At 54.0% G+C, this 24,254-nt stretch carries 17 protein-coding genes and 1 pseudogene; 13 read left to right on the plus strand and 5 right to left on the minus strand.

Annotation, left to right across the window (positions count from 1 at the left end; genetic code table 11):
- Nucleotides 1-27: 27 nt before the first annotated feature.
- From DCS96_RS05565 to DCS96_RS05575, 3 genes are all read right to left on the minus strand, one after another.
- The gene (locus DCS96_RS05565) at nt 28-1,164 is read right to left on the minus strand and encodes an alcohol dehydrogenase family protein (protein WP_116473328.1); all 1,137 of its coding nucleotides are present in this window, start codon (nt 1,162-1,164) and stop codon (nt 28-30) included.
- Nucleotides 1,165-1,286: 122 nt separating this feature from the next.
- On the minus strand, nt 1,287-1,640 hold the full coding sequence (locus tag DCS96_RS05570) for a DUF1622 domain-containing protein (protein ID WP_116473329.1): 354 nt from the start codon (nt 1,638-1,640) through the stop codon (nt 1,287-1,289).
- A gap of 62 nt (nt 1,641-1,702) precedes the next feature.
- Complete coding sequence (locus DCS96_RS05575; RefSeq protein WP_116473330.1) at nt 1,703-2,383, minus strand: YoaK family protein; 681 nt, start codon at nt 2,381-2,383, stop codon at nt 1,703-1,705.
- Between the two features lie 296 nt (nt 2,384-2,679).
- On the opposite strand from DCS96_RS05575, the pseudogene DCS96_RS19075 reads away from it, so the two are divergent.
- Nucleotides 2,680-2,760, plus strand: a pseudogene (locus tag DCS96_RS19075) (hypothetical protein); the annotation flags it as partial.
- Nucleotides 2,761-2,766: 6 nt separating this feature from the next.
- Nucleotides 2,767-3,399, plus strand: coding sequence for a tyrosine-type recombinase/integrase (locus tag DCS96_RS19080; RefSeq protein WP_456300735.1), 633 nt, complete (start codon nt 2,767-2,769; stop codon nt 3,397-3,399).
- Between the two features lie 327 nt (nt 3,400-3,726).
- Here the strand turns inward: DCS96_RS19080 and DCS96_RS05585 are convergent, their stop codons facing one another.
- Nucleotides 3,727-5,319 carry an ABC-F family ATPase gene (locus tag DCS96_RS05585; RefSeq protein ID WP_116473332.1) on the minus strand — a complete coding sequence of 531 codons (1,593 nt, stop codon included), beginning with the start codon at nt 5,317-5,319 and terminating at the stop codon, nt 3,727-3,729.
- 358 nt (nt 5,320-5,677) lie between these two features.
- Nucleotides 5,678-6,124: a barstar family protein gene (locus tag DCS96_RS05590; RefSeq protein WP_157953588.1), complete on the minus strand. Its 447-nt coding sequence runs from the start codon at nt 6,122-6,124 to the stop codon at nt 5,678-5,680.
- Between the two features lie 462 nt (nt 6,125-6,586).
- On the opposite strand from DCS96_RS05590, the gene DCS96_RS05595 reads away from it, so the two are divergent.
- The 11 genes from DCS96_RS05595 (at nt 6,587) to DCS96_RS05650 (ending at nt 24,158) form a co-directional block, all read left to right on the plus strand.
- A complete protein-coding gene (locus DCS96_RS05595) occupies nt 6,587-7,771 on the plus strand; it encodes a capsular biosynthesis protein (protein ID WP_198649932.1) in 1,185 nt (394 codons plus the stop codon).
- A gap of 337 nt (nt 7,772-8,108) precedes the next feature.
- The gene (locus DCS96_RS05600; protein ID WP_232818187.1) at nt 8,109-8,411 is read left to right on the plus strand and encodes a DVU3141 family protein; all 303 of its coding nucleotides are present in this window, start codon (nt 8,109-8,111) and stop codon (nt 8,409-8,411) included.
- A 27-nt stretch (nt 8,412-8,438) separates the two neighbouring features.
- Nucleotides 8,439-10,157 (plus strand): polysaccharide biosynthesis/export family protein, encoded by a 1,719-nt coding sequence (locus tag DCS96_RS05605; RefSeq protein ID WP_232818188.1) that lies wholly within the window; start codon nt 8,439-8,441, stop codon nt 10,155-10,157.
- A gap of 11 nt (nt 10,158-10,168) precedes the next feature.
- Nucleotides 10,169-10,957, plus strand: coding sequence for an ABC transporter permease (locus DCS96_RS05610; protein ID WP_116473336.1), 789 nt, complete (start codon nt 10,169-10,171; stop codon nt 10,955-10,957).
- The gene (locus DCS96_RS05615; RefSeq protein WP_116473337.1) at nt 10,954-11,640 is read left to right on the plus strand and encodes an ABC transporter ATP-binding protein; all 687 of its coding nucleotides are present in this window, start codon (nt 10,954-10,956) and stop codon (nt 11,638-11,640) included. The genes DCS96_RS05610 and DCS96_RS05615 overlap by 4 nt, the downstream gene beginning before the upstream one ends.
- A 177-nt stretch (nt 11,641-11,817) precedes the next feature.
- Nucleotides 11,818-12,918 (plus strand): chain-length determining protein, encoded by a 1,101-nt coding sequence (locus DCS96_RS05620; RefSeq protein ID WP_232818189.1) that lies wholly within the window; start codon nt 11,818-11,820, stop codon nt 12,916-12,918.
- Nucleotides 12,919-13,374: 456 nt separating this feature from the next.
- Nucleotides 13,375-14,715, plus strand: coding sequence for a hypothetical protein (locus DCS96_RS05630; protein ID WP_116473339.1), 1,341 nt, complete (start codon nt 13,375-13,377; stop codon nt 14,713-14,715).
- Between the two features lie 311 nt (nt 14,716-15,026).
- Nucleotides 15,027-17,435: a coiled-coil domain-containing protein gene (locus DCS96_RS05635; RefSeq protein ID WP_198649933.1), complete on the plus strand. Its 2,409-nt coding sequence runs from the start codon at nt 15,027-15,029 to the stop codon at nt 17,433-17,435.
- Nucleotides 17,436-17,501: 66 nt separating this feature from the next.
- Nucleotides 17,502-19,673, plus strand: a complete 2,172-nt coding sequence (locus DCS96_RS05640; RefSeq protein WP_198649934.1) for a glycosyltransferase — start codon at nt 17,502-17,504, stop codon at nt 19,671-19,673.
- 64 nt (nt 19,674-19,737) lie between these two features.
- Entirely contained in the window at nt 19,738-22,653 is a 2,916-nt protein-coding gene (locus DCS96_RS05645; protein WP_116473342.1) for a glycosyltransferase, read from the plus strand.
- Nucleotides 22,654-22,667: 14 nt separating this feature from the next.
- Nucleotides 22,668-24,158, plus strand: coding sequence for a class I SAM-dependent methyltransferase (locus DCS96_RS05650; RefSeq protein WP_157953591.1), 1,491 nt, complete (start codon nt 22,668-22,670; stop codon nt 24,156-24,158).
- The last annotated feature ends 96 nt before the right edge of the window (nt 24,159-24,254 follow it).

The following is a 24,254-nucleotide window of genomic DNA, read 5'->3' on the forward strand; positions in this document are numbered from 1 at the left end:
GGTTCTCTGGCAAACGGCGGCTCAGGCTTATGGAGAGGGCGGGATCAGCACAAAGTTGCCGACATGTTTCTTCTCGAGAAACTCCCGTTGCGCCTCGGCGATCTGTTCCAGCGGAAAGGTCTTCGCCACCAGTGGACGCAGCTCGCCCCGTTCGATATAGGAGATCAGGTTGGGAAACACCGGCTCGTCCCAGCCGGTGCTGCCGATCAGGGTCAGATCCTTCAGATACAGGGTGCGCATGTCCAGGGTCACCAGTGGCCCTCCGATGGCACCGGAGCTGACGTATCGTCCCCCCCGCTTCAGCGCCTTAAGATGATCGCCGAAGGCCGGCCCCGCCACGTTGTCGATCACCACATCCACCGTGTTCTCGCCGAGACAGTCAACAACATTGTCATCACGGTCGATAACGTGATCCGCTCCGATAGCCAGTACCTGCTCTCGCTTTGACTTGCCGGCAATGGCGGTCACCATGGCACCCCGCCGCTTGGCCAGCTGCACCACGGCCGAGCCGACCCCGCCGGACGCACCGGCCACCAGTACATGCTCTCCCTGGCCTACCCTGCTGCGGTGCACCATGTTTTCTGCCGTGCCGTAGGCACAGGGGATGGTGGCCAGCTCGGCATCGCTCCAGTCGCAGTTGACGGCAAACACCTCGCCGGCGGGCACCTTGACGAACTGGGCAAAGGCGCCGTCGAAATCGGAGCCCATCCAGATGTTGTCCATCGAGGTGAAGTCCGACCGGCGCATGCAGGCCCGTACCAGCACCCGTTCGCCGATGCGGCTTTCATCCCCGCCGGGGCCAACGGCAACGACGCGGCCACAGCAGTCGGTGCCCTGAATGAAGGGAAAGGGGGTGCGCTCGTTCCAGCCCCCGTCGGCCTTTTCGGTAGCCAGCTGTTCCTCGACCTTGGCCGCGTCTTCCGTGCCGCTGGTGACCGAAGAGGAGTACCAGCCGACACGGGTATTGATTTCGGTGTTGTTGACCCCGGCCGCCAACACCTGCAACAGCACCTCGCCCGGCCCGGGCTCGGGCAGCCGTACCTCGCGGCACCGGAGCCTGTCGTAGCCGCCGTTGCCCATGGTCACCACCGCCTTCATGGTTTTCTGCCCCGCTGCCGGATCAAAGCGGTCCTGTCCTGGTGTTGTATCCCACGCACTGTTCATGCCGTTGTTCTCCTTAGCTGCAAACCATACCGGCGCCAAAGGCTAACACCCCTACCCCGCGTTTTCACCCGCGGCCATTCGTGCCGTTTTCACGCCACGATACCGTTATCTGAGGAGCCGGGTCAGCGCGTGTCGCTTTCATCCTGTTGCCAGGGCCATCGTCCTTCCACTTCAAGATGAAGCGTCAGCCCAAGAAAGGTACGTATCAGGATGATCATGCCCAGCACGGCAACATTTTCCAGGGTATCCGCAACCACGACCGTACGGATAATGTCTCCGGCAATCAGAAACTCCAGCCCCAGAATAATGGATCGCCCCAGCTGCCTGCGGTAGGTGCGGTACGCCGCCCCTTCGGGCAACTGACGAAACGTACGGATAAACATGACAGAGGAAATAATTGAACCGACAATCACCACGAGTACTCCGACGGCCTCGATGGCGTATCCTGCAACTGATATGACTTCGGTAAATTCCATAACTAAGACTCACAGTTAAGGGGTGATAACCGGCTCTGCAAACCGGACGGCGTCTGGCCGTGTCAGCCGGCAGGACGACGCTCCGCACCGGACCTTGAAAGAAAATACCCATATACAATGGCCAGCAAGATTGCCAGGGAAGCCGGTGCAGCCAGGGCGTTAAACCGGTACAGGTTGAACATGAGCGCCCCCAAGACCCCGCCGAGTACAAACCCGGAGATCAATATGGCCAGCAGGATCAGCTTCCTTGAATCCAGCGAATGCCCGCGCAGCCTTGCACCGAGCATAATGCCGATATCGGTGAACAATCCAGACACATGGGTGGTACGAACAATGGCGCCGCTGAAGGTTGTGACCATGGCATTCTGCAGGCCACAGGCCATGGAGGCGAAATAGTGACCCGCCATGAAGCCGTGATTGAGGCAGAGCATGGCAACAACAAGCAGGACTCCCTCAACCACAAGGGCAAACCCGTACCTGCGTCCGGCCTTGAGCGCGACATGTTCTATAAAGAAACCACTGAACGCAGCCCCGAGCATAAAACTCAGAATGATAAAGACCAAATGAAGCGCCTCGAGGCCATGCAGATTGGCCAGCTTGACTCCCAGCAAGGTTGATGCGCCGGTGAGGTGCGATACCGATTGATGGCTGAAACCCAGCAATCCTACGGCATTGACATATCCGGCCAGGGCAGCCAGTAAAAACCCGCCGGTCTCGATCCAGCGCGGAAGTCTTGAGATCAACGCAGCGTACTCCTCTTGTCGGCCAACATAGCAGGCGTCCTTGTTGTGTGTTTACATGCATCATAATACTGATACGCATCTTCGGGCATCATCTCCACTTTGCTGTACCCGCACGCCGGGCATGTTATCTCTGACGTAAGCTTAGGTTTCACCAATCACCTTGTTCGAGAGACACCAGGCCCTTTACCCCGCCGAAATCCTTGCCAGACAAGGGTTTTTCATGATCTTGCCCTGAATTACTCCTCAACAGAAGTTGGCTATGATGGCCTGAGGTCTACTTTTGAACCCCGCTAAAAATGGGGGGATTACCGGTAGAAGTTCGTTCTTTTCTGTCCTGGCTCGCCAACGAGCATAATGTCGCCATTAACACCCAGAAAACGGCCTTGAATGCCCTGGCATTTCTCTATCACCAGGTGTTGAAAATCGAACTCGGCGAACTGGGTTTTCAACCTGCCAAACAACATCGGCGCCTGCCCGTTGTGCTCACTCGGGAGGAGGTAAAACTGATTTTTGATAAGCTGGACAACCATTATCGACTTATCTTCTCGCTGCTGTATGGCAGTGGCCTCAGGATCACCGAATGTCTGAGGCTGCGCATTCAGGATATCGGGTTCAATGACGGCTCGATCACGGTGCGCAATGGCAAGGGTAACAAGGATCGTAAAACCATATTAAGCCGCAGCCTGTATCCTGCTTTGCAGGAACAAGTCGAACACGTATTGGCCATTCAGCAGGCAGACAACAGGCAAGGTGTCGGCCCTTCGTTACCCCATGCATTGGGCAAGAAATATCCCAATGCCTTTCGTCAACGGGCCGCGATATCAGAACGGTGCAGGAGCTGTTGGGCCACAGCGATGTACGCACAACCCAGATCTACACGCATGTCATTGGCGAGCACTTTGCCGGCACCTGCAGTCCCCTTGATAATATCTGATATCGCTGTTTTACCTTCACATCAGGCACGCTACCGCCCGGATCTTGCGGGCGATCTGGCCTCTTGCCTGCCCTTGGTTTGAGGCGCGGTTGCCGGCATGAAAATATAACTCAAATGAAACTCTTGCATTATAGGCTGCTACCATTGCAAATTGGAAGGCGCAGCACGGGCGCTGCTGCATGAGGGAGGTTCTGTACTTGTGCACTTGCCAGATGGTGTGCACCACTTACATTGGCTGGGTAGCGGGTGCGCTGCTCAGTGACTGGTGGGCTGCACCATCACCGCCATGATCGCGGGCGCCAACGTCCCCCTGCTGATATTGCGGTAGACCCACCAGTATGGGTACTGAATGCATCAACAAAAAGGGCCGGTGATACAGGTATCACCGGCCCTTTTATTCAGGTGTTGTTTACACCACCCCTTGCTCGCGCAGGTAGTCTTCGTAGCTGCCGCTGAAGTCGCGGATGCCGTTTTCGCCGAGCTCCAGGATACGGGTGGCCAGCGATGACACGAACTCCCGGTCGTGGGATACGAAGATCAGGGTGCCCTGATACATCTCCAGCGCCATGTTCAGTGACTCGATGGATTCCATATCCAGGTGGTTGGTGGGCTCATCCATCACCAGGATATTGGGTTTCTGCAACATCAGCTTGCCGAACAGCATGCGACCTTGTTCGCCACCGGACAGTACGCCCACCTTTTTCTTGATGTCGTCCTGGCTGAACAGCAAACGGCCCAGTACACCGCGAATGGTCTGCTCGTCATCCCCTTCCTGCTGCCACTGGCTCATCCAGTCGAATACCGTAATATCCATGTCGAAATCGGCAGCGTGATCCTGGGCGTAATAGCCGATGGAGGCGTTTTCAGACCACTTGAACTGGCCGCTGGTAGGGGCCAGTTCACCAACCAGGGTCTTGACCAGGGTCGATTTGCCGATGCCGTTGGTACCCAGGATGGCGATGCGCTCGCCCACTTCCACCAGCATGTTCAGATTCTTGAACAACGGCTCTGCGCCATAACCCTGGGCCAGCTGTTCCACTTCCAGTATGTTGCGGTAGAGCTTCTTGTCCTGCTCGAAGCGGATGAAGGGGTTCTGCCGGCTGGAGGCTTTCACCTCTTCCAGCTTGATCTTTTCAATCTGCTTGGCGCGGGAGGTGGCCTGCCGGGCCTTGGAGGCGTTGGCGCTGAAGCGGGCTACAAACGACTGCAGATCGGCGATCTGGGCCTTCTTCTTGGCATTGTCGGACATCAGCCGCTCGCGGGCCTGGGTAGAGGCCAGCATATAATCGTCATAGTTGCCCGGATAAACCCGCAGCTCACCGTAGTCCAGATCCGCCATGTGGGTACACACGCTGTTCAAAAAATGACGATCGTGGGAAATGATGATCATGGTGCTGTTGCGCTCGTTCAGCGCCCCTTCCAACCAGCGGATGGTGTCTATGTCCAGGTTGTTGGTCGGCTCGTCGAGCAGCAGCACGTCCGGATTGGAAAACAGTGCCTGGGCCAGCAGCACCCGCAGCTTCCAGCCCGGTGCCACTGCGCTCATGGGACCAAAGTGCTGGTCGAGCGGAATGCCCACCCCCAGCAACAACTCGCCGGCACGTGACTCGGCGGTGTAGCCATCGTATTCCGCCACCTTGCCCTCCAGCTCGGCGGCTCGCATGTAATCGTCGTCGCTGGCTTCCAGGTTGGCGTAAATGGCGTCACGCTCGGCAATGGCGGCCCACAGCTCACTGTGCCCCATCATCACCACGTCCAGCACGCGTACCTCTTCATAGGCGAACTGATCCTGACGCAGCTTGCCGAGGCGCTCGTTGACATCCAGACTGACATTGCCCGCACTTGGCTCCAGATCACCGCCCAGAATTTTCATAAAAGTGGACTTGCCGCAGCCGTTGGCGCCGATCAGGCCATAGCGATTACCATCGCCAAACTTGATGGAAATATTTTCAAACAGCGGCTTGGCACCAAACTGCATGGTAATGTTGTTGGTAGAAATCAAGGAATTAACTCACTTTTAACGAAGAATTAAGGGGCGGGACCAAGCCCAAAGGCAACAATCAGCAGGGTTAACACGCCGATACTGGGCACCAAGGATACTGGTACTCGCGGCAAAGTTCAAAGCCAGAAGCAGGAAGCAGGAAGCAGGAAGCAGGAAGCAGGAAGCAGGAAGCAGGAAGCAGGAAGCAGGAAGCAGGAAGTGTGGATCAGATTTCATCTGGCAACTTATTGTCAGAACATCTGGGGGGCCACAGGTCCCCCCCAGGTCGGCCCTCGGGCCGACGATATTTCTGCATAGGGCATTCCTTTTGCTTCGGGCCGAGGCCCGACCTGCAAAACATCCCGCTGATATTACTGTTTCAATGATTTTCCAGCTCGGCCACCGACAAGGACTCAGGCGACGAGCTTAATACCACACACCAGAAGGGCAAGTCCTGTTCGCGCCAATATTCGGTGGCATCGGCCAGCAGATCCAGCAGCCGCAGCCAGCTGGGATGATCGTGATTAGCGAATGTCTCCACATTCTGCAAACACAACAGGCCACCCTGTTGATCGGTTTCCAGCAGCTCGATAAAGCCATCGTGCACCGCGTCCCAGTTTTGACTGAACCAGCCGGGAACCCCCAGGCTGTTGGTAAGCGTATCCACGCAGCCGGCCTTGTCGGTTACCCCACTGAAATCCACCGCCCAGAAAGCCAGACCCAGTTCGGTCGCAGCCTGCTGCAGCGCCTGGAAATCTGTCGAATCCAGACAGCAGGTCCGGGCCGGGCCCGCCGCCAACGTTTGCAAAAGCTGTGATTTTTTCATGGTTTCACCTGGCCTCGTTAACGCGGTTGTCATGATCCTTCGTATAATCATAGACCGCCGCCGGCTGTCCACCGCCCCTGCCACAACAAGGGTAGCCAGTTTCAGATGTATCGCTCCCATTTGTGACCCCCGATGTGAACCCCGCTTCCAAGCCCTGTTCCACAGATGAATGCATGAGAACCCTTTAAAAACAGATACATATGAGCCCTCACAGCAGTGAGATCCAGCTCAGACATCTCGATATCAGGGTTGAACACACCGCCAGTCAGCCTATATTGGGATAGAGGGGGATCAACATTCAGCGCAGCGGCTTATTGGTCCGCTGACAGACAGCAAGTAACGACAACATAAATCGAAGAAAGAAAGGTGGGTGCAAGCATGCGGTCAGTTTTGCTACTCCAAGGACCTCTGGGGCCTTTTTTTCAACACTTCTCCCGGTTTTTAGCCAGGCAAGGCATCCGGGTGCACAAGCTCAACTTCAATGGTGGAGATGACGCCTGGCCTTGTGCCGGAACGAATACCCGCTATCAGGGCAGTTTGCCTGACTGGCCCTGCTACCTGGCCGAGTTCGTCAACAATCATCGCATCGATGCGGTGTTCTGCTATAACGACTGCCGCGAATACCATAAGGCGGCGCGCCAGTTTTGCCTTGCGCGCGGGCTCAAGCTGTTTGTGTTTGAAGAAGGTTACCTCAGGCCCGATTACATCACCCTGGAGCAAGGCGGTGTCAATGCCCACAGTCCCTGGTATGGCCAACTGGCATCATTACTAACGTGCCAGGCCCCCGTCGATGAACATCTTCACTTTTCGGTCGCGCCCACTTTCAATAAACGCATTTACTATGCCGTTCGCTATTACCTGAATATGCAGCTGGATACCGGCCGCTTTTCCCACTACGTGCACCATCGCCATCGTCCGTGCTGGCGCGAAGCCACTGCCTGGCTAAGGGGCTGGTTTACCAAGCTTCACCACAAGCCCCATGACAGGTGTCAGCAACAGCGGCTTATCGACCATCATTCCGGGCGTATTTTCCTGATGCCGCTACAGGTGGCGGATGACTTTCAAATCCGGTCCCACTCTCCCTTTAAGAACGTGGCGCAGGCCATCAACCAGATACTAGATTCATTTTCAGCCCACTCTGCGGCAAATGATGTGCTGTTGCTCAAGCACCATCCCATGGATCGCGGATACAGCGACTACAGCCGGCAGATAAAACAGCGCTGCACACGGCTGGGTATCAACAACAGGGTATTCTACGGCTTCGAATTTTCCTTGCCCGAGCTTTACCGTCATTGCAAAGGGGTGGTCACCATCAACAGCACCGTCGGCATCTCTGCGCTGCTGCACAAGGTGCCGACGCTCACTCTCGGCAAGGCCTTGTATGACTTGCCCGGCCTCACCAGTCAATGTGGGCTGGATACCTTCTGGCAACGGCCTGAGCCGGTCAATTACCAATTGTTTACGCAGCTGCGGTATTTCTTGTTAAGCAATACCCAGGTTAACGGCAGTTTCTATGGTCAATATAGAAATACCTGCGAGCAAATCTGGCAACGATTGGGCGAGTCCGCTCAACTTGAAAATGCCGCTCCAAAGCCGGCTTTAATCGAAACCGATATACCAGAAACATCGTTACAACAGGCCAGTTGATTGCCGAAATATACATAAACATCAGGCCGACTACCGTCTGCCGACGATATAAAAAAGAATTTTAATATCCGGCGACCATTGACGACGATATTCAACAAGGTTTGACAAGGAGTTGTGAAACCAGCGGGTTGGGAGCTGTAACCTAAGGGCGGTAGCGTATCTGCTCCCGCTGAACAATAGTTCCAAGCAGAACCTCATTAATAAACAGGCCGCCGGCCTGTTCCTACACCACGTCACCGAATTAACAGGGCGCAATAGTCTGATGCAGCCAAGATTCATACAGGTACTTCAGTTTTTCGTGCTGATACTGGTGCTGCTTACCACCAGCGGATGCTCAATGATTCAAAACATGCTGACCGACTCTGCCGGCAACAGCCCGGAGGCCATTTCTCCCGAGTCTGATTTGAACAACTATCTCTCCTCTGCCGTTACCGGTGGTGTCGCGTCCCTGAAGCACAGCCCCTGGGGCAGCAATGTACAGGTACGGGCAGGTGCACCCTACTTTGCGGCCAGCGGCCGTACCTGCCGAAAACTGGACGTCACCCTGCCTTCCGGCGACACCCAGCAACATATCGTCTGCCGGACGGGGCAAAATACCTGGACCCCGGTGCGTCCGGTTACCCATTTGCTTGCCCGCTGAACACACAACCTGATTGGGTCACTCTATATGAACAGCCGTACCAACACTTTTGTTAAACAGATGGGCTTGTTTGCTGTCTTGGCACTTATCACCCACACCGGCCAGGCTCAGCTGATTGGCGCCAATGCCGGTGAACTGCCCACAGAGCAATACAGCCGTTTTAACGCCCCCTCCGAAGCCGACCAGGCCAGCAGCAACAGCAACACCCATTGGCAAAACGGCCGCTACGGACCGCTGCAATCACAGGCCACCGTTAACCAAACCATTTCAAGCTTCGGCACCCATTTATTCACCGGCGGCTTCAGGGGTGTACGCGCCGATGGCCTGAATGCCGATTACATCATCGCCCCCGGCGACCAGATCACCTTGCGGGTTTGGGGAGCCGTAGAGATAGACAGGGTGCTGCCGGTGGATGCCCAGGGCAATATCTTCATTCCCGCCATCGGCCCCGTCAAAGTGCAAGGTATTCGGCACAGCCAGCTGGATGCCAGGGTACGCTCCGCGGTCAATTCCGTGTATTCCAATAATGTAGAGGTATATACCAACCTGCAGGGTGTACAGCCCGTCTCGGTATTCGTCACCGGCTACGTCACCAACCCCGGCCGCTTCGCCGGTACCCCCAATGACTCGCTGCTTTATTTTCTTGATCAGGCCGGTGGCATAGACGATGCTCTGGGCAGTTACCGCAATATACGGGTAGTGCGTGCCGGGCGCCTCATTGCCAGTGCCGATCTGTATGCATTTTTAATAGACGGTACCCTGCCACGGCCGCAGTTTCGCGATGGCGACACCATAGTGGTGGACGAACGCGGTCCTACCGTCACAGTAGAAGGTGACGTTGCCCGCCCCTATCGCTATGAGCTAAACCCGGATGCCCTGTCCGGACAGGCCCTGCTGGAACTCGCCCGGTTAAAGTCCAACGTCACCCATGCGCTGCTGCGCGGTGCCCGCAGCACCGGCCCCATTTCCAGCTACCTGGCTCTGACCGATTTTACTCAGCAGCCACTGCGCAACGGCGACCAGGTGATATTCAACACCGACCTGCGTGATGACACCATAGTGGTACAGATAGAAGGCAGTTACTATGGGCCCTCCCGCTTTGCCCTGCCGCGCGATACCCAGTTACACGAGTTGCTGGACGCCATTCCGGTCCCCGAAGACATGACCGATGTGCACAGTATTTCACTTAAACGGATAAGTGTCGCCGAACGGCAAAAGCAGTCTCTGAAAGAGAGTCTCGCCCGGCTGGAAACCACCTACCTGGGAGCTTCCTCCGCCACTGCCGAAGAGGCCCAAATCAGGGTCCAGGAGGCCGCACTGATCAACAGCTTTATTAAACGGGCCGCCCAGGTAGAGCCCAATGGTCGGCTGGTACTGGCCAACAACGGCCAGATCACCAATATTCGCCTGCAGGACGGCGACATTATCACCATTCCCGAGCGCAGCGATTCGCTGTTGATCAGCGGTGAAGTACTGGTACCTCAGTCGGTGGTATTCACTCCCGGCCGCAAGGCCATCGACTATATAGAGGGCGCCGGCGGCTTTACCCAGCATGCAGATGAAGAACGTATCCTGGTGGTCCGCCAGAATGGCGAGGTCCGCGAAGCGGATGACATTAGCCTCCGCCCGGGGGACGAAGTCCTGGTGCTGCCGGTAGTCCCCACCAAAAACCTGCAGCTGGCCACCAGCATCAGCCAAATCCTCTACCAGTTGGCGGTGGCCGCCAAAGTCGCGATAGATTTGTAAGGGGAAGTGACATGCATACACGCACTCCCTGGCAGGTCACCCGCAGTGTCTGGTTTGCCATGTTTATGCGGGAAGCGATAACCCGCACCATGACCGACCGCCTGGGCTGGTTCTGGATGATCTTCGAGCCCATGGCGATGATAGCCATAATGGTGCTGATCCGTAGTCTGATCGGCCACGGCAATGGCCTGATCCTGGGGGCCGATTTTATTCCCTGGATGATTACCGGCATGATGGGTTTTTTTCTGGTACGCGAAGGCATGATGCGCAGCCTGGGTGCGGTCGATGCCAATCAGGCACTGTTTGCCTACCGTCAGGTGCAGCCGGTAGATACGGTACTGGTGCGCAACTTCGTGGAAGGCATGCTCAGAACCGTTATCTTTCTGTTGTTTGTGATGGGCGGACTGCTGCTGAAGCTGGATATTTTCCCCGATAATGCCATCCATGCCTTGTTCGCCTGGTTCTCGCTCTGGTCACTCGGCCTGGGAATCGGCCTGATCGTATCCGTGGCGGGGACGCTTGTTCCCGAGCTGGCCCGTATTGTGCGCATGTTGAGCCTGCCGCTGCTGCTCATCTCCGGCGTTATTTTGCCGCTGAATGTGCTGCCTCATAATGTACTGGAATATTTTATGCCCAATCCCATCGTCCATGGGCTGGAACTATTGCGCCTGGGCTTTTTTGAACACTACCGGATGGTCACGGGGACCAGCCTGACCTATTTATGGCTGTTTACGCTGTCACTCAATGCCCTGGGTTTATTAATGCATATACATTATCGCAACAGGCTGAAAGCCCAATGATCAGCATCAGAAATCTGTATAAACGCTACCACAATCGCGATGGGTCGGTTAGCGACTGGGTACTTAAAGATATCAACCTCACCATTCCCAAAGGAATGAGTGTGGGCCTGCTGGGCTGTAATGGTGCCGGTAAATCCACCCTGTTGCGGTTGATTGCCGGCATGGATAACCCCGAACGCGGGTCTGTGGAGCGCCAGTGCCGTGTGTCCTGGCCCATCGGCCTTTCCGGTGGCTTGCAGGGCTCCATGACCGGCCGGCAGAACGTCAAGTTCGTCGCCCGGGTTCATGGCGGCGGATTCAATGTGCAGCGCATTATCGCCTATGTAGAAGAATTCGCCGAACTGGGTGACGCCTTTGATCAACCCATTAAAACCTATTCTTCCGGTATGCGCGCCCGGCTTAATTTTGGACTGTCTCTGGCGTTTGACTTCGATGTGTATTTGTCTGACGAAGCGACCGCCGTAGGCGACCGCAGCTTCCGGGAGAAAGCCAGTCAAACCTTCAAGGATAAGGTCGGCACGTCCAGCCTGATCATGGCGTCGCACGGCGAAGGGATCTTAAGAGAGCTGTGCCAGGCCGGCATTTATCTTAAAGAAGGCGAGGCCAGCTGGTACGACGATATCGACCAGGCTATTGCGGCCTATCATCAGGAACGCCAGCCCCTTCGGGGAACGTTAAGCTAAGCGGTCGGCTGTAAGAAAAGACACCCGAGCCGGCAGATGCATTGATGCCATGTCGCTGCCGCTTTAGCCAACAGTTCCCTGCGAAGCAGGGAAATACCAACAAGCACATCAAAAATCAAAAACAACGCCGGCCTGCTTTCAGCTTAAAGCTGCGGCGCATACCGTCACCGAATTAAAATGAAAATTTGGGTACCCATGCAACACGTTATTAAAAAACAACCCCATTGGGCCCTTGCCCTTGTCGCCATCATGGCCGTTGCTTTCTACTGGTTTGCCTGGGCCGCGGACCGCTATGTTTCCCGCGCGACCGTCGTGCTGGAAAGCCCGCATATCGCCCCCCCTGAGATCAACTTTTCCAACATGTTAAAAGCGGGTGGCAGCAATAACGACCTTTTATTGTTGCGCGAGCATCTGCTCTCGGTGGATATGCTGAAAACAGTGCAACAAACGCTCCCCTTTCGCGAGCACTACGGCCAGAATGGCGATCTTTTTTCCCGGCTGACCGATATCGATGCCCCCATCGAAGCGCTGCATAAATACTATCGAAAGCGGGTATCCGTAGAGCTGGATGAATACGCCGGGGTACTGAATATCAAGGTGCAGGCCTTTAATCCCGAGTTTGCTCATGCCATGGCACAACTGCTGCTAAGTGCCGGGGAAGCCCATATGAACAACATGGGCCAGCGCCTGGCAGAAGAGCAGGTGCGTTTTCTCGAACATCAGGTCGAGCGGCTGGAACAACGGCTGGATGAAGCCAGAGGCATGCTGCTCGCCTACCAGAACGAGCACGGTCTGGTGTCTCCCATTCATACGGTAGAAAGCCTTAATCAGGTCGTGGCCACCCTGGAGGGAGAGTTGGCCAGGGGGCAGGCAAGATACAATGCCGCGCAAAGCTACCAAAGCACCCGTTCGGCCGAGCTGGTGCAAATAAAAAGCGAACTAAGCGCACTGCAGCAACAAATAGAGAAGGAGCGCAACCGCCTGGCGCAGGCGGCCGGCAATGCATTGAACCGAATTTCATCGGAGTATCAAACCCTGGAGTTAAAAGCCCAGTTCGCTCAGCAAACCTACTCCAGCGCCCTCGCCGCACTGGAAAACACCCGTATTGAAGCAGCACGTAAACTCAAGCAGGTGAGTGTGCTCCAGAGTCCGTTATTACCAGAGTACGCCACCGAACCTGAGCGTCTCTATAATACCAGTATCTTCGCCATCATCACCCTGTTCCTGGCGTTCATTGCCAATATGATCATGCTGATAATCCGGGATCACAGAGATTGAAAATATAAAAGGCCACCCTCTGACCATGATGAAAAACACGCCTCCCGGGAAGTAGAGCTGAGCCCGAAGACGTTATGATCACAAGGGTGCAGGTTTTATCCGCTCATCCTTAGTACGAAAACCTATTAGACAACCGCAATCATGAAGTCGTTAATATCGACAAACTGACCCATGACGGCAAAATTGAACCGGAGCCGGGCTGACGACCGCAGGAGAACGTCGAAAACGGCCTGCGTAACACCGAGCAAGGGTGTCTGGACAACACCCGCTGGTGTCAACAACCGGGTAGCCTGCTGGTGCATGACTCGAGCGACTATGTCTACCCCGGCGACGGTGACAATGACTGGAGCGAAGACAGCCCGGATGGCATTGAATGACGTCGGTCAAACCAAGCTGGAAAGCGACTGCCCGACCCCCAGGGTCGACAGCTCACCAAGATATCAGGAGCTTGTTTAAATGGAATTAATCGTAGCTTCCACTCCCTACAGTCAATGGCAGCAGCTGCGCCGCCTGTTGCACAGCCTGGGATGGACCCAACCCGAAACCCTTGGTCCGGATCAATGGGCCGGCAATGCAACACTGGCGAGCCAACAGGCCTGTCTATTACTCTATTCTCCGGCCCATATCGCCGTTGCCTATGCCCTGGAGCAGGGACTATCGCCCAGTGTCGCCCTTCAACAATGGCACACCGCCCTCGAGCAATGCCTGCGGTTTTATCGCCGCCATCGACGCCAGACCCTGCTGATCAATGTGACGCACGCCGTGCTCGCACCGCAGGAACTACAGCAGCATTGCCGGCAACACTTCGGCATCAATGCCAAGCCCGTCACCCTGGAGCCCATGGCCCCGCCCGCCGAACTGAATCTGCTGCTCGCGCAACGGCTGATCATGCAGCATGCGGAGCTGGCCGACCTGCTGCAAGAGCTGGAAGCCGGCACCACGCCATTGCTGAATCATGACGCCCCACCCAACATCAATATCGATCTGTTGCATCGGCTACTGATAAAACAGGCGCAGGAATGCGCCCAGCACAGCGATCTACTCGGCCAGCTGGAAGAAAAACAGCAGGAAAACAACCAACTTCTTGCGCAACTCCACCGGGCACAGGAAGACCTGGAAGCCCTGCGCCAGAAAAACACAAGCAATGAAAACGCACGCCATCAATATCAAACTCAGCTTCACGACCTGGACGAAAAACATCAACGGCTCCAAGCCAGGCTCGACTCGCTCAATCTCGACCACGATAATACTCAGGCCGAACTGCAACTCCTGCAGCAACACAATAAGGGGGTTGAAGAAGAAAACGACATGCTTCTGCAGCAACTGCATCAGGTACAGGAAGAGTTGGAGCGCTACTATCTGAACAACCAGCAGCTTATTCGGCAGCTCGATGAGCAACAACAGCAAATACAACGTAATCACCGGGTACTGCGGAAAATCACCAGCAGCATCAGCTGGAAAATCACCACGCCGCTCCGGGCCTGGGGCAAGTTATTCCGCCCCACCTCGCCCGAGCAACGCAAGCTGAAAAAACAGCTCCGGATGCTGGCAAGCAGCGAGCTGTTCAACGCCGACTGGTACCTGTCCACCTACCCGGACGTCGCCGAAAGCGGAATGGATCCCGGAGAGCATTATCTGAAATTTGGCGCCGACGAAGGCCGCAACCCCGGCCCCCATTTCGACACCCAGGGTTACCTGCGACTGAATCCAAACGCGGCAGAGACTGAACTCAATCCGTTGGTGCACTATCTTAAGTTCGGTCAAGAAGAAGGCCGCCAGCCCAAGGCAACTGCATAGCGATGCTCCCCTCCGGACCAATAGGGTGACTTATTGTCATGATCACTCAATTTCCGTACATGTTGAATACCCTGGTGCACATAGGCGCCGGTAAAGGCAACGATAACAGACTCTACCAGAGTGCACGGCAGCGGGTGTTGATAGAACCCTCCCCCGAGTCGGCCACCGCACTGCGCAAGCTTAGCCAAACCGACGACAATACGCGCCTCTGTCAACTGGCCATTGCCGACACCAACGGCAGTGCCTGCTTTCATCTCTACAACTGGGACCAGGCAAGCAGCCTGTATCCGGTCTCCGGTCTGAGTCAACTGATGCCGGGCCTGAAAATACAGCAAATCATCGATGTAAAAACCCGTACCCTGGCCTCCCTGCTGAGCGACATACAAATGGCAGAGAAGGGGAATAATCTGCTCATTATCGACGCTCCCGGCGCAGAACAGCTTATTGCCGACCAACTGGCACAACTGGGCCGGCACAACCCCTTCGCTCATGTGCTCCTTTATTGCCCCAGTGAACCACACTACAGCAGCAACAGTAGCAGCGCCGACGTACTGGATAGTCTGTACCAGCAAGGCTACGAGCTCACCATAATCGACCGGAGCGACCCGGACCGACCATTGTTCCAACTGAATCGCAATGCTCTGAAGCTGGAACTTGATGCCGCCAACCGGGCCCTGCTTCAGCAACAAATGATCAATAGGGATCTGCAGCAAACTCTGACGGGGCAAACCCGCCAACTGGCCACCACCGGCAATACCCTCACTGAGCTGCAACAGCGACTTGAAATAACCGGCAAGATCAATCGTGAGTTGAGGCTGGCATTTTCAGCCATCCAGACCGAGCATAAAAAACAACTTGCCGATCTGCAGCAGCGCCTGGATGCCACCCACCACACCAGCAGCGAGCTGGCGCAACAACTGGCCATAACAGAACAAGCCAATGCCGACTGGCAGCAGGCACTGGCCGATTCCCGAACCGAGCACGAACAACAACAAGCCGAACTCCAGCGGCAGCTGGATGAAACGCGCCAAGCCAATATCGAACTGACACAGCAGCTAGCCATAACAGAACAAATCAATGCCGACTGGCAGCAGGCACAGGCCGATTCCCGAACCGACCACGAACAACAACAAGCCGAACTCCAGCGGCAGCTGGATGAAACGCGCCAAACCAAGGACGAACTGACACTGCAGCTGGCCATGGCGGAACAAGCCAATGCCGATCTGCAGCAGCGCCTGGATGCCGTTCACTACACCAACAGCGAGCTGGCGCAACAACTGGCCATAACAGAACAAATCAATGCCGACTGGCAGCAGGCACTGGCCGACTCCCGAACCGACCACGAACAACAACAAGCCGCATTACAGCGGCAGCTGAATGAGATGAGCCAAGCCAAGGACGAACTGACTCAGCAGCTGGCCATGGCGGAACAAGCCAATGCCGATCTGCAGCAGCGCCTGGATGCCGTTCATCACACCAACAGCGAGCTGGCGCAACAACTGGCCATAACAGAACAAACCAATGCCGACTGGCAGCATACACTGGCCGATTCCCGAACCGACCATGAACAACAACAAGCCGAATTACAGCGGCAGCTGAATGAAACGCGCCAAGCCAAGGACCAGCTGACACAGCAGCTGGCCATGACGGAACAAGCCAATGCCGATCTGCAGCAGCGCCTGGATGCCGTTCACCACACCAACAGCGAGCTGGAGCAACAACTGGCGGCCAACCGGCAAGACAGCGCAGTGGTCAAAAACGAACGTGATAGTGCCAGAGAAGAGTGTAATGCCCTGAGACAGACCTTGACCATACAAGAAAAAGCGTTAATCAGTAACAAAGACATGCTGGGATGGTTTGAAAGCAATCGGCAGATAACGGAGCGTCTGGAGGAAAAAACCAGAAAAATTGTCGCCGATCAGATCCTGGAAGTCACCAAATCGTTGGCTGGATTAAAAAACCATATCAGTAGTGGACTAGTTAACGCAGCCAAGCAAATCGAATGCTTCATAGGCATCCAGAACTACCTTGATAAGGGATCCACACCATTCAACTTTCATGGCTGGCCAATCAGTCCCGATCTCGGTCTGTACCTTGTCGGCTTGATAGATGCGAACGACTACGACTGTATCATCGAATTTGGCAGTGGCACATCGACCCTGCTAATGGCGAAAACATTACAAATAAAACAGGAAATACAGAAAAACCATGAAAAATTAAAAACAAAAAACAAAAAACAGCAAGACAACCAGGGGCAGCACAAGCCACTCCCCCACATCGTATCATTTGAACACGACAGGCTGTACCACCAAAAAACCGCCAGTTTGCTGGCTGATAACAGTATTGAGCACCTGGTTGATCTGGTGCATGCCCCGCTGGTGAACTACCAATACAATGAAGACCAACAATTTTCATATTACGACTGCCAGGAAAAAATGAATGAGCTGACCGCAAGGTTCAAAGACAAAAAAGCGAATATTCTGGTTCTGGTTGATGGCCCCCCGGGCTCAACAAACACAAATGCACGATTTCCGGCGCTGCCACATTTAACCCATTCACTTCCGGAACATAAGATGACATTAGTCATGGATGACTATAACCGCCCGGAAGAAAAAGAGATCATTGAGCTATGGAAAAGAATGGCAGCTGAGAGTTCGATTAATGTCAAAATTGAAGTAATCGATACTGAAAAGGGGTTGGCAACTTTCAGTGTGCTATAAACCCTTATTTTAACCTTTATTGCATCAGGCTTTATGTTTACCCATCTCATACAAGGAGGTAAGAGTATGAATGGTAGCACTCTTGTACAGAATGCCAGAGCACACTATAACACTGGTCAGTTTAAATTGGCATTGGAATTATACCTCAGAGCCAGCGAAATTTATGGACGTAAAATATTCACAGCAAACATAAACCTGTGTAAGAAAAAGTTAACAACAAGCACACAGTCACATAATCCGAAAAAAAGTTTCATCAATAGCTACTTTGATCACGTATACCTTGTCAACCTCGAACATGACAAAACAAAGAAGCTAAAATCATCCCGCCAACTAAAAGACCTAAACATTGATTTTGAACTATTCAAAGCTACAGATGGATATATTGGCAAGCCAAAAGAGATGTTTGACGAGTATTTCTCCAAACCATTGGGCTGTTTAAAACGTTACTCCGACTTCAATGAGACTGAGATTAATAGAGCCTCTCACTTTATTGATTCACCTGGCGCAATGGGGTACATCCACACCTACCTTGAAATTATAAATGATGCAAAAAAAAATAATTACAAACGCTTTCTCATACTAGAGGATGACGTTATTCTATGCCATCACTTTGAGAATAAAGCAAAAGCGTTCTTATCAAAAATAAGCAATAACTGGAAAGTAATTCAACTAGGTGCCTCGCAATATAACTGGAATAGCGTTAATGAGCCTAAAGCCAAGGCTAATGGCTTTTATTATCCCCGCCAACTAGATACCTGTGGTTCTTTTGCTATAGCCTTTGACCACTCAATCATTGATGAATTGTCCATGGTACAAAGTACTTTTGAAGCCCCCTTTGATCACTTACCGCTTGGCGAGATATATGAAAAATACTTGGGAGAATGTTTTGTCGCATATCCCAACATTGCTATGCCAGATGTAAGTAACAGCTCTATCCGTAGCGGTAGGTGTCAATACACTCACGGGAAACGCATGAAATGGAAAATAGAAAACTTTCATTACCCATACCCCAAGCCGTCAATTGCGGTAATATTGTCTCACCCTAGAAACTTAAAGTACTTCAACTGTTTCTCTCATGAAGGCGAATTGCCATTCAACCTTAGACTTTACTATGATAGTGAGGATGGCCTAAGGCCATTACATAACGCAGACACATTTATTTATTCAGCCAGTGATATAAAAAAAACAAAACACCCCTTCCAACTCCCCACCGTTGATTTTTGCACAACATTATCTAAAGATGATATTTTAACGGAAGGTGACATTTTAAATTACATTGAATTTGAACTTGGCTTGAGTGATGCGAATAACACACCTCTGGTTAAAGTTAACCCGATTTTTACGGAGTGTGTAAAGGGAAGAGTCAGTGTTATCATCCCCACCTATAAACGCCCTGAAAACTTAGCAAACGCACTTGAATCCGTACTATCTCAAGATTATGAAGATGTTGAGGTGTTAGTTGTAAATGATAATGGTGAAAACTCACCGCACAACAAAGAAACAAGGAGTATAATTACCCAGAAAGCATCCTTACACCCCAACAAATCACTTAAGCTTATAGAGCACAGTGTCAATAGAAACGGCTCCGCAGCAAGAAACACAGCCATCATGATATCCACTGGCGAATACATTTGCTTTCTTGATGATGATGATATCTACCTTCCAGGAAGAATCACAAAGAGTGTTGAAACACTATCACAATCAAACGGTCTGTTTGGTGCAACTTACTGTGGTTTTTTAGGGTGGAACTCACCTAAGAACGATCTTAATCGTTACACAGAAGGAGATTTATCCTTAGAAATATTAATGCTCAATTATAAAAAACACTACCTCTGCACCAATACAGCAACATATAAACGAGAGGCGGTCCTTGCTATAAACGGATTCGACGAATCATATTGTCGGCATCAGGACCTGGAGTTTAACCTAAGATTTTTTGAATTGTACAAAATAAAATCAATCAAAGAATGCCTGGTTAGACTCAGTCCAGAACCCTCCATCATAAACAACAAATTACACAATAAGAACATACTTAATCTAAAACTAAAATTCCTAGAGGAGTTTGATAGTAAAATCATGTCATTCGGAGAGGTTGCCACAAAAGAAATATATGAAAAACATTGGCTCGAGGTTATCAAATATGTAACAAACAAAGATCTATTCATCTCTGAATTGTCACAGGATTATAAGGATGTAACCCTACAGGTGATTCAGAAACTAACAACAAGCGATAAGTAATATCAACCTTCATATACCTCTCCTTAAGGCTCTTTTTAACAATTATCGCCAAGCCAACAACGTCATGGAAAGACTCTTTCGCTGGTTACAACACCATCTGTCGACCTCTGGTCCGGCTTTGCCACCGGTGCCGGCAAATTTTGATGGGAGCGCCTATCTGCTTGCCAACCCCGATGTGGCCGCCGCCGGGATGGATGCCTGGACCCATTACTGTCGCTATGGCCGGGCGGAGCAACGTCCGCTGCAACGAAACCGGGCGCTGATTTACGAGCATCATCTCTGGCGTGGGCTGGAGCGACAGATGCAGCCCCTGCTGCAAGCCTTGCTGCAGGATAGCGAGGCCAGCGAACAAGAGCGCCATGCGGCGCGGTGGGCACTGGCACGCTGGGCCGCCTGGCAAGGCTCCTGGTCACAAGTCGTGAGGATTTTACAATCCTACTGTACATCAGCTGCGTTATCATCCTCCGGCCCCGGAGCCTGGCTGTTGCTGGCAACCGCGCTGCAACACACCCACCAGCCGGCCCGAGCGCTGACCTTGTTGCAACAGGCCCAAGCACAGCTGCCGCGAGAAACCGACCTGTTGCTGGCACAGGCCAATTTGTTGGCCAGCTCAGCCGAGACGCAGCTGGCCTTGCTGAACATGGTATTTAATTACCACGGGTTAGCCGAGGTAGATGCTAATCCGTCGGCAACATCCAGACTGGATAGTTTGCATGCCGGCACCGACTTAACGGCCGCAAAACTGCCTTCAGGCGTGACTGCAACCGGTGCCACCGTTACCGTCATTATACCGGTGCATAATGCCGCCGATGTTATCGGCACCGCATTACGCGCCTTGGCCGAACAAACCTGGCCCTATATCGAGCTGTTGCTGGTGGATGACGCCAGCTCCGATAATACCCTGGCAGTGGTTCACCGCTGGTTGACGCAGCATCCCCTGCCCCCCGGTAAAACCCTGCAGGTATTGAAACAGACCGTCAATGGCGGCGCTTACGCTGCCCGCAACATTGGCCTGGAGCAGGCCAGCGGCGCCTTTATTACCACCCATGACAGCGATGACTGGTCGCACCCGCAAAAAATCGAACATCAGGTGCGGACTCTGCTTGCCCAGCCAAACCGTATGGCGTCAATCTCATTCTTGGTGCGGGCAACGCCCCGGTTGCAGTTTGGCCAATGGCGAGCGGCTGACCGCTGGACCGAACGCAATGAGTCGTCACTGATGCTGCGCCGAGCTGTCGTGGCCGAACTGGGCTGCTGGGACGAGGTGCGGGTGGCCGCCGATACGGAATATCTGCTGCGAATACAGGCCGCCTACGGCACCGACAGTGTGGTCGAGGTGTTACCACAAGTGCCCCTGGCTATCGGCCGTCTTGTCCCGTCATCTCTTACTCAGAACAGGAATACGCACTTGGTCACCCAATTTACCGGGGTCAGAAAACACTACATAGATGCGGCGTGCCGCTGGCATGCCCGGACATGCCGACCGCAGGAGCTGTTTTTATCAGCCAACCCGGCTCAACGCCCGTTTGCAGCACCATCCCTGTTATGCCGCAAACACAAGGTGGTCGGCTGTCCCGACAGGCTGGACACCATTCAGCAAAGCGACTGGTTTGATGGGGTTTGGTACTGCAGCCATTATGCGGATTTACAGCAAAGTACCTGCGATCCGGTCTGGCATTATTGTCGGCATGGCGCCTTTGAAGGCCGGGATCCAGGCCCGCTATTCAGTACAACCGGTTATGCCGCCTTCTATTCCCGCATTGAACAGCCCATCTCTACTACCGAGGCATTGCTCCACTTTCTGTCGATTGGCCAGGTTCTGGGATATCAGGCTTGTCCGCACTGGGCCGGCGACCAACCCGAGCACCATAACCGCCCCTGGGTACTGGTCTGTGGCCATCGGGCGGACCAGCAGGTATATGGCGCCGAGCGCTGTTTGCTGGATGTGCTGGCGGCATTGTCTGCCCTGCAACTGAATGTGCTGGTTACCCTACCCAGTGCCCTGAACCCGGACTATGTTGCCGCTGTTCGCCGCCGATGCCGGCGGCTGGTGATCTTACCCTACGGCTGGTGGCATGCCGACAGGCCTGCCTGTGTGCAAACCGTGGCCCTGTTTGCCGGATTGATGAAGCAATATTCGGTATCCATGCTGCTGGCCAATACCCTGGTGTTGGATGAACCCCTATTGGCGGCACGGCAATGCGATATCACCATCGCCTGCTATGTGCATGAACTGATAGCGTCTGATACCGAGCTCTGTGCCGCGCTGGGATCCACGCCGGCCATCATCCGGCAGCGGGTCGCCAGTCTGGCCGATATGCTGCTTGCAAGCTCACGGGCGGTTGCCGACGACTGGCCACACACACCGTCGGTCGTAGTGCCGAACGTGGTCAATGTTGCTGATTATAATCTGCCCATTACCTGCTCCAGTCGCGTGCACGTGGCGTTACTCAGCAACAATTTGCCGAATAAGGGCGTGCAGGACTTTGTTCGCCTGGCACAACGGCTGGCCGATAACCAGCCTGCCGTGCAATGCCTGCTGATCGGCCCGGAAACCGCAGCGGTAAGCGCGTTAAAGTGCCGCCGGGATGCCGGCTCCTTACCGGATAACCTGGTGTTGATGAATTATATGCCGACCACTACCGCGCTGGCCCAGGCCGATATCGTGCTCAATCTATCACATGTACAGGAATCCTTTGGCCGCACCCTGCTGGAAGCCATGGCGGCGGGTAAACCGGTGATTGGCTATCGCTGGGGGGCATTGAGCGAGTTGGTCATCGATGGCGAAAACGGGTTTTTATTACCGTTGGGCGATATTGGTGGTGTAGCCGAGCGAATTACACAGTTGGCCTCGGATGCCGCATGGCGCCGGCGAATGGGGAATGCCGGCCGGCGCCGCGTAGAGCGGCTTTACAGCCCGGAAGTGATGCAGGCGGCACTGGCCAAGGTATGTCAGGCCCTCACGGACGAGTGTTATTAATATGGGAGTCAGGGATGCAATACCAGTCTTTTCCCGACGCTAAGGGCGGCTCCCGTTCCCTGGACAAACTCAAGGCATTGCGCCTGCCCCCTTTGAAAGGCAAGCGCTTTCTGGATGTTGGCTGCAATGAGGGGTTTTTTTGCGGTTATGCCCTGTTTGACGGCGCCAGCCGGGTTGTCGGCATGGATAATTCTGCCACGGCCATTGGCAAAGCCGCGCTACGCTTTCCTGAAGCGGTATTTCTTAACCAGTCATGGCAAGCGCTGCCGGACGGGCCATTCGATGTTATTACCCTGCTGTCGGCGTTGCATTATGCAGAAGATCAGGCCGGTTTAATCCATAGCTTGATGGCGATACTGGCAGACGATGGCTTGTTGATACTGGAAATAGGCATGGCGCCCGGTACCGAAGATGCGTGGGTCAGCATACGCCGTGATATTGACGAACGTTACTTTCCTACACGGAAAAAACTGGGAAACGAGCTCCAGGACTACGCCTGGAAGATAATTGGCCACAGTGTCAATCAGGTCGGCGATCCCTTACCGCGCTATGTAGTACATGTTCGCAAGCTCAAGCCCTATGCCTGGCTGCTAATGCGGGAACCGGGTTCCGGCAAGTCGACCATTGGGCGACGGATGTTTGGCGGAAAGCCGGGCATTCCGGTCATCTCGGGCGATCAAGCCTATTTACAGGTATTCGAGGGCCAACACCAGGTCTCCGACAAACTCCGTGCGCTGGTCAACGAGGAGTTTACTACCGCCAGTATCGACAGGCTTACCCGGCACCTGATGGAACAAGGCCTGGCAGGAGAGATGGTGGCGCTGTGGGTAAGCCTGGCGGGCTTCAGGGAGTTTGTACTCGACTCCTATGTACCCGAGACCTACCGGCCACAGGTTAAGGACGCACTGCATTCGCAGGGGTACTACCCGATGGAGCTTTGTTGGGATAACGAGCCGATAACAGACGCACAGCTTGCTTGTGAAAAAGCCAACGGTTACCAGCTGTATCTTAAAGAAGTGATTGGGGACCGTCCTGCTGAGTGCGTACGGATAACAAGGCAGCTTGGAAACGACCTGAAACCATGGGTCCGCTGGCACCTGGACTCGCCGACCGAAGGCGAATGGTTGATTAATACGGGCACCTTCAGGGTGGCCGGCTGGCTGGTGACAGCCAATCAACTGGAGGATGTATTTGAGATTTATGTTTCCGGCCGACAAGGGGACCGACAGTTTAAGCCAGAGCAGGTTCGCATTGATGTGCTCCGTGCGCTTTTTGGACGTGAAACCCATGCTCCCCTATTCTGGCAATTACATCCTTGCGGCTTTTCTTTTGAACTGCCGGCTCATTGGCTGGAAACCGGCTTTGAACTGGGAATGGTATCGGCTAACCGTCATATGCCTCTGGCATTTATTGCTAATACACAGAGGATACCGCATAAAACCGAGCATTTGGGATTGCGCCTTGCCCGCCGGCTTTTGCGGTATTGTGGTAAGCGTCCGGATTGAAGGTGCCATCGTGATCCTTCCTGCCCACTGTTCAGACACACGACGGAGACAGTGCCTCCAGATCGGTGTCGGCCAGGGCAAATTGCGACCAGGCTG

Origin of the sequence: Zobellella maritima (assembly GCF_003075035.1) — a bacterium.
Taxonomy (GTDB): Bacteria; Pseudomonadota; Gammaproteobacteria; order Enterobacterales; family Aeromonadaceae; genus Oceanimonas; species Oceanimonas maritima.

Coding starts and splice junctions, on each gene's coding strand:
- DCS96_RS05620 (WP_232818189.1), top strand. CDS start 11,818: ATGAAAATTTGGGTACCCATGCAACACGTTATTAAAAAACAACCCCAT.
- DCS96_RS05615 (WP_116473337.1), top strand. CDS start 10,954: ATGATCAGCATCAGAAATCTGTATAAACGCTACCACAATCGCGATGGG.
- DCS96_RS05635 (WP_198649933.1), top strand. CDS start 15,027: ATGCCGGGCCTGAAAATACAGCAAATCATCGATGTAAAAACCCGTACC.
- DCS96_RS05640 (WP_198649934.1), top strand. CDS start 17,502: ATGAATGGTAGCACTCTTGTACAGAATGCCAGAGCACACTATAACACT.
- DCS96_RS05645 (WP_116473342.1), top strand. CDS start 19,738: ATGGAAAGACTCTTTCGCTGGTTACAACACCATCTGTCGACCTCTGGT.
- DCS96_RS05600 (WP_232818187.1), top strand. CDS start 8,109: ATGATTCAAAACATGCTGACCGACTCTGCCGGCAACAGCCCGGAGGCC.
- DCS96_RS05590 (WP_157953588.1), bottom strand. CDS start 6,124: ATGAAAAAATCACAGCTTTTGCAAACGTTGGCGGCGGGCCCGGCCCGG.
- DCS96_RS05650 (WP_157953591.1), top strand. CDS start 22,668: ATGCAATACCAGTCTTTTCCCGACGCTAAGGGCGGCTCCCGTTCCCTG.
- DCS96_RS05630 (WP_116473339.1), top strand. CDS start 13,375: ATGGAATTAATCGTAGCTTCCACTCCCTACAGTCAATGGCAGCAGCTG.
- DCS96_RS05610 (WP_116473336.1), top strand. CDS start 10,169: ATGCATACACGCACTCCCTGGCAGGTCACCCGCAGTGTCTGGTTTGCC.
- DCS96_RS05605 (WP_232818188.1), top strand. CDS start 8,439: ATGAACAGCCGTACCAACACTTTTGTTAAACAGATGGGCTTGTTTGCT.
- DCS96_RS05565 (WP_116473328.1), bottom strand. CDS start 1,164: ATGAACAGTGCGTGGGATACAACACCAGGACAGGACCGCTTTGATCCG.
- DCS96_RS05570 (WP_116473329.1), bottom strand. CDS start 1,640: ATGGAATTTACCGAAGTCATATCAGTTGCAGGATACGCCATCGAGGCC.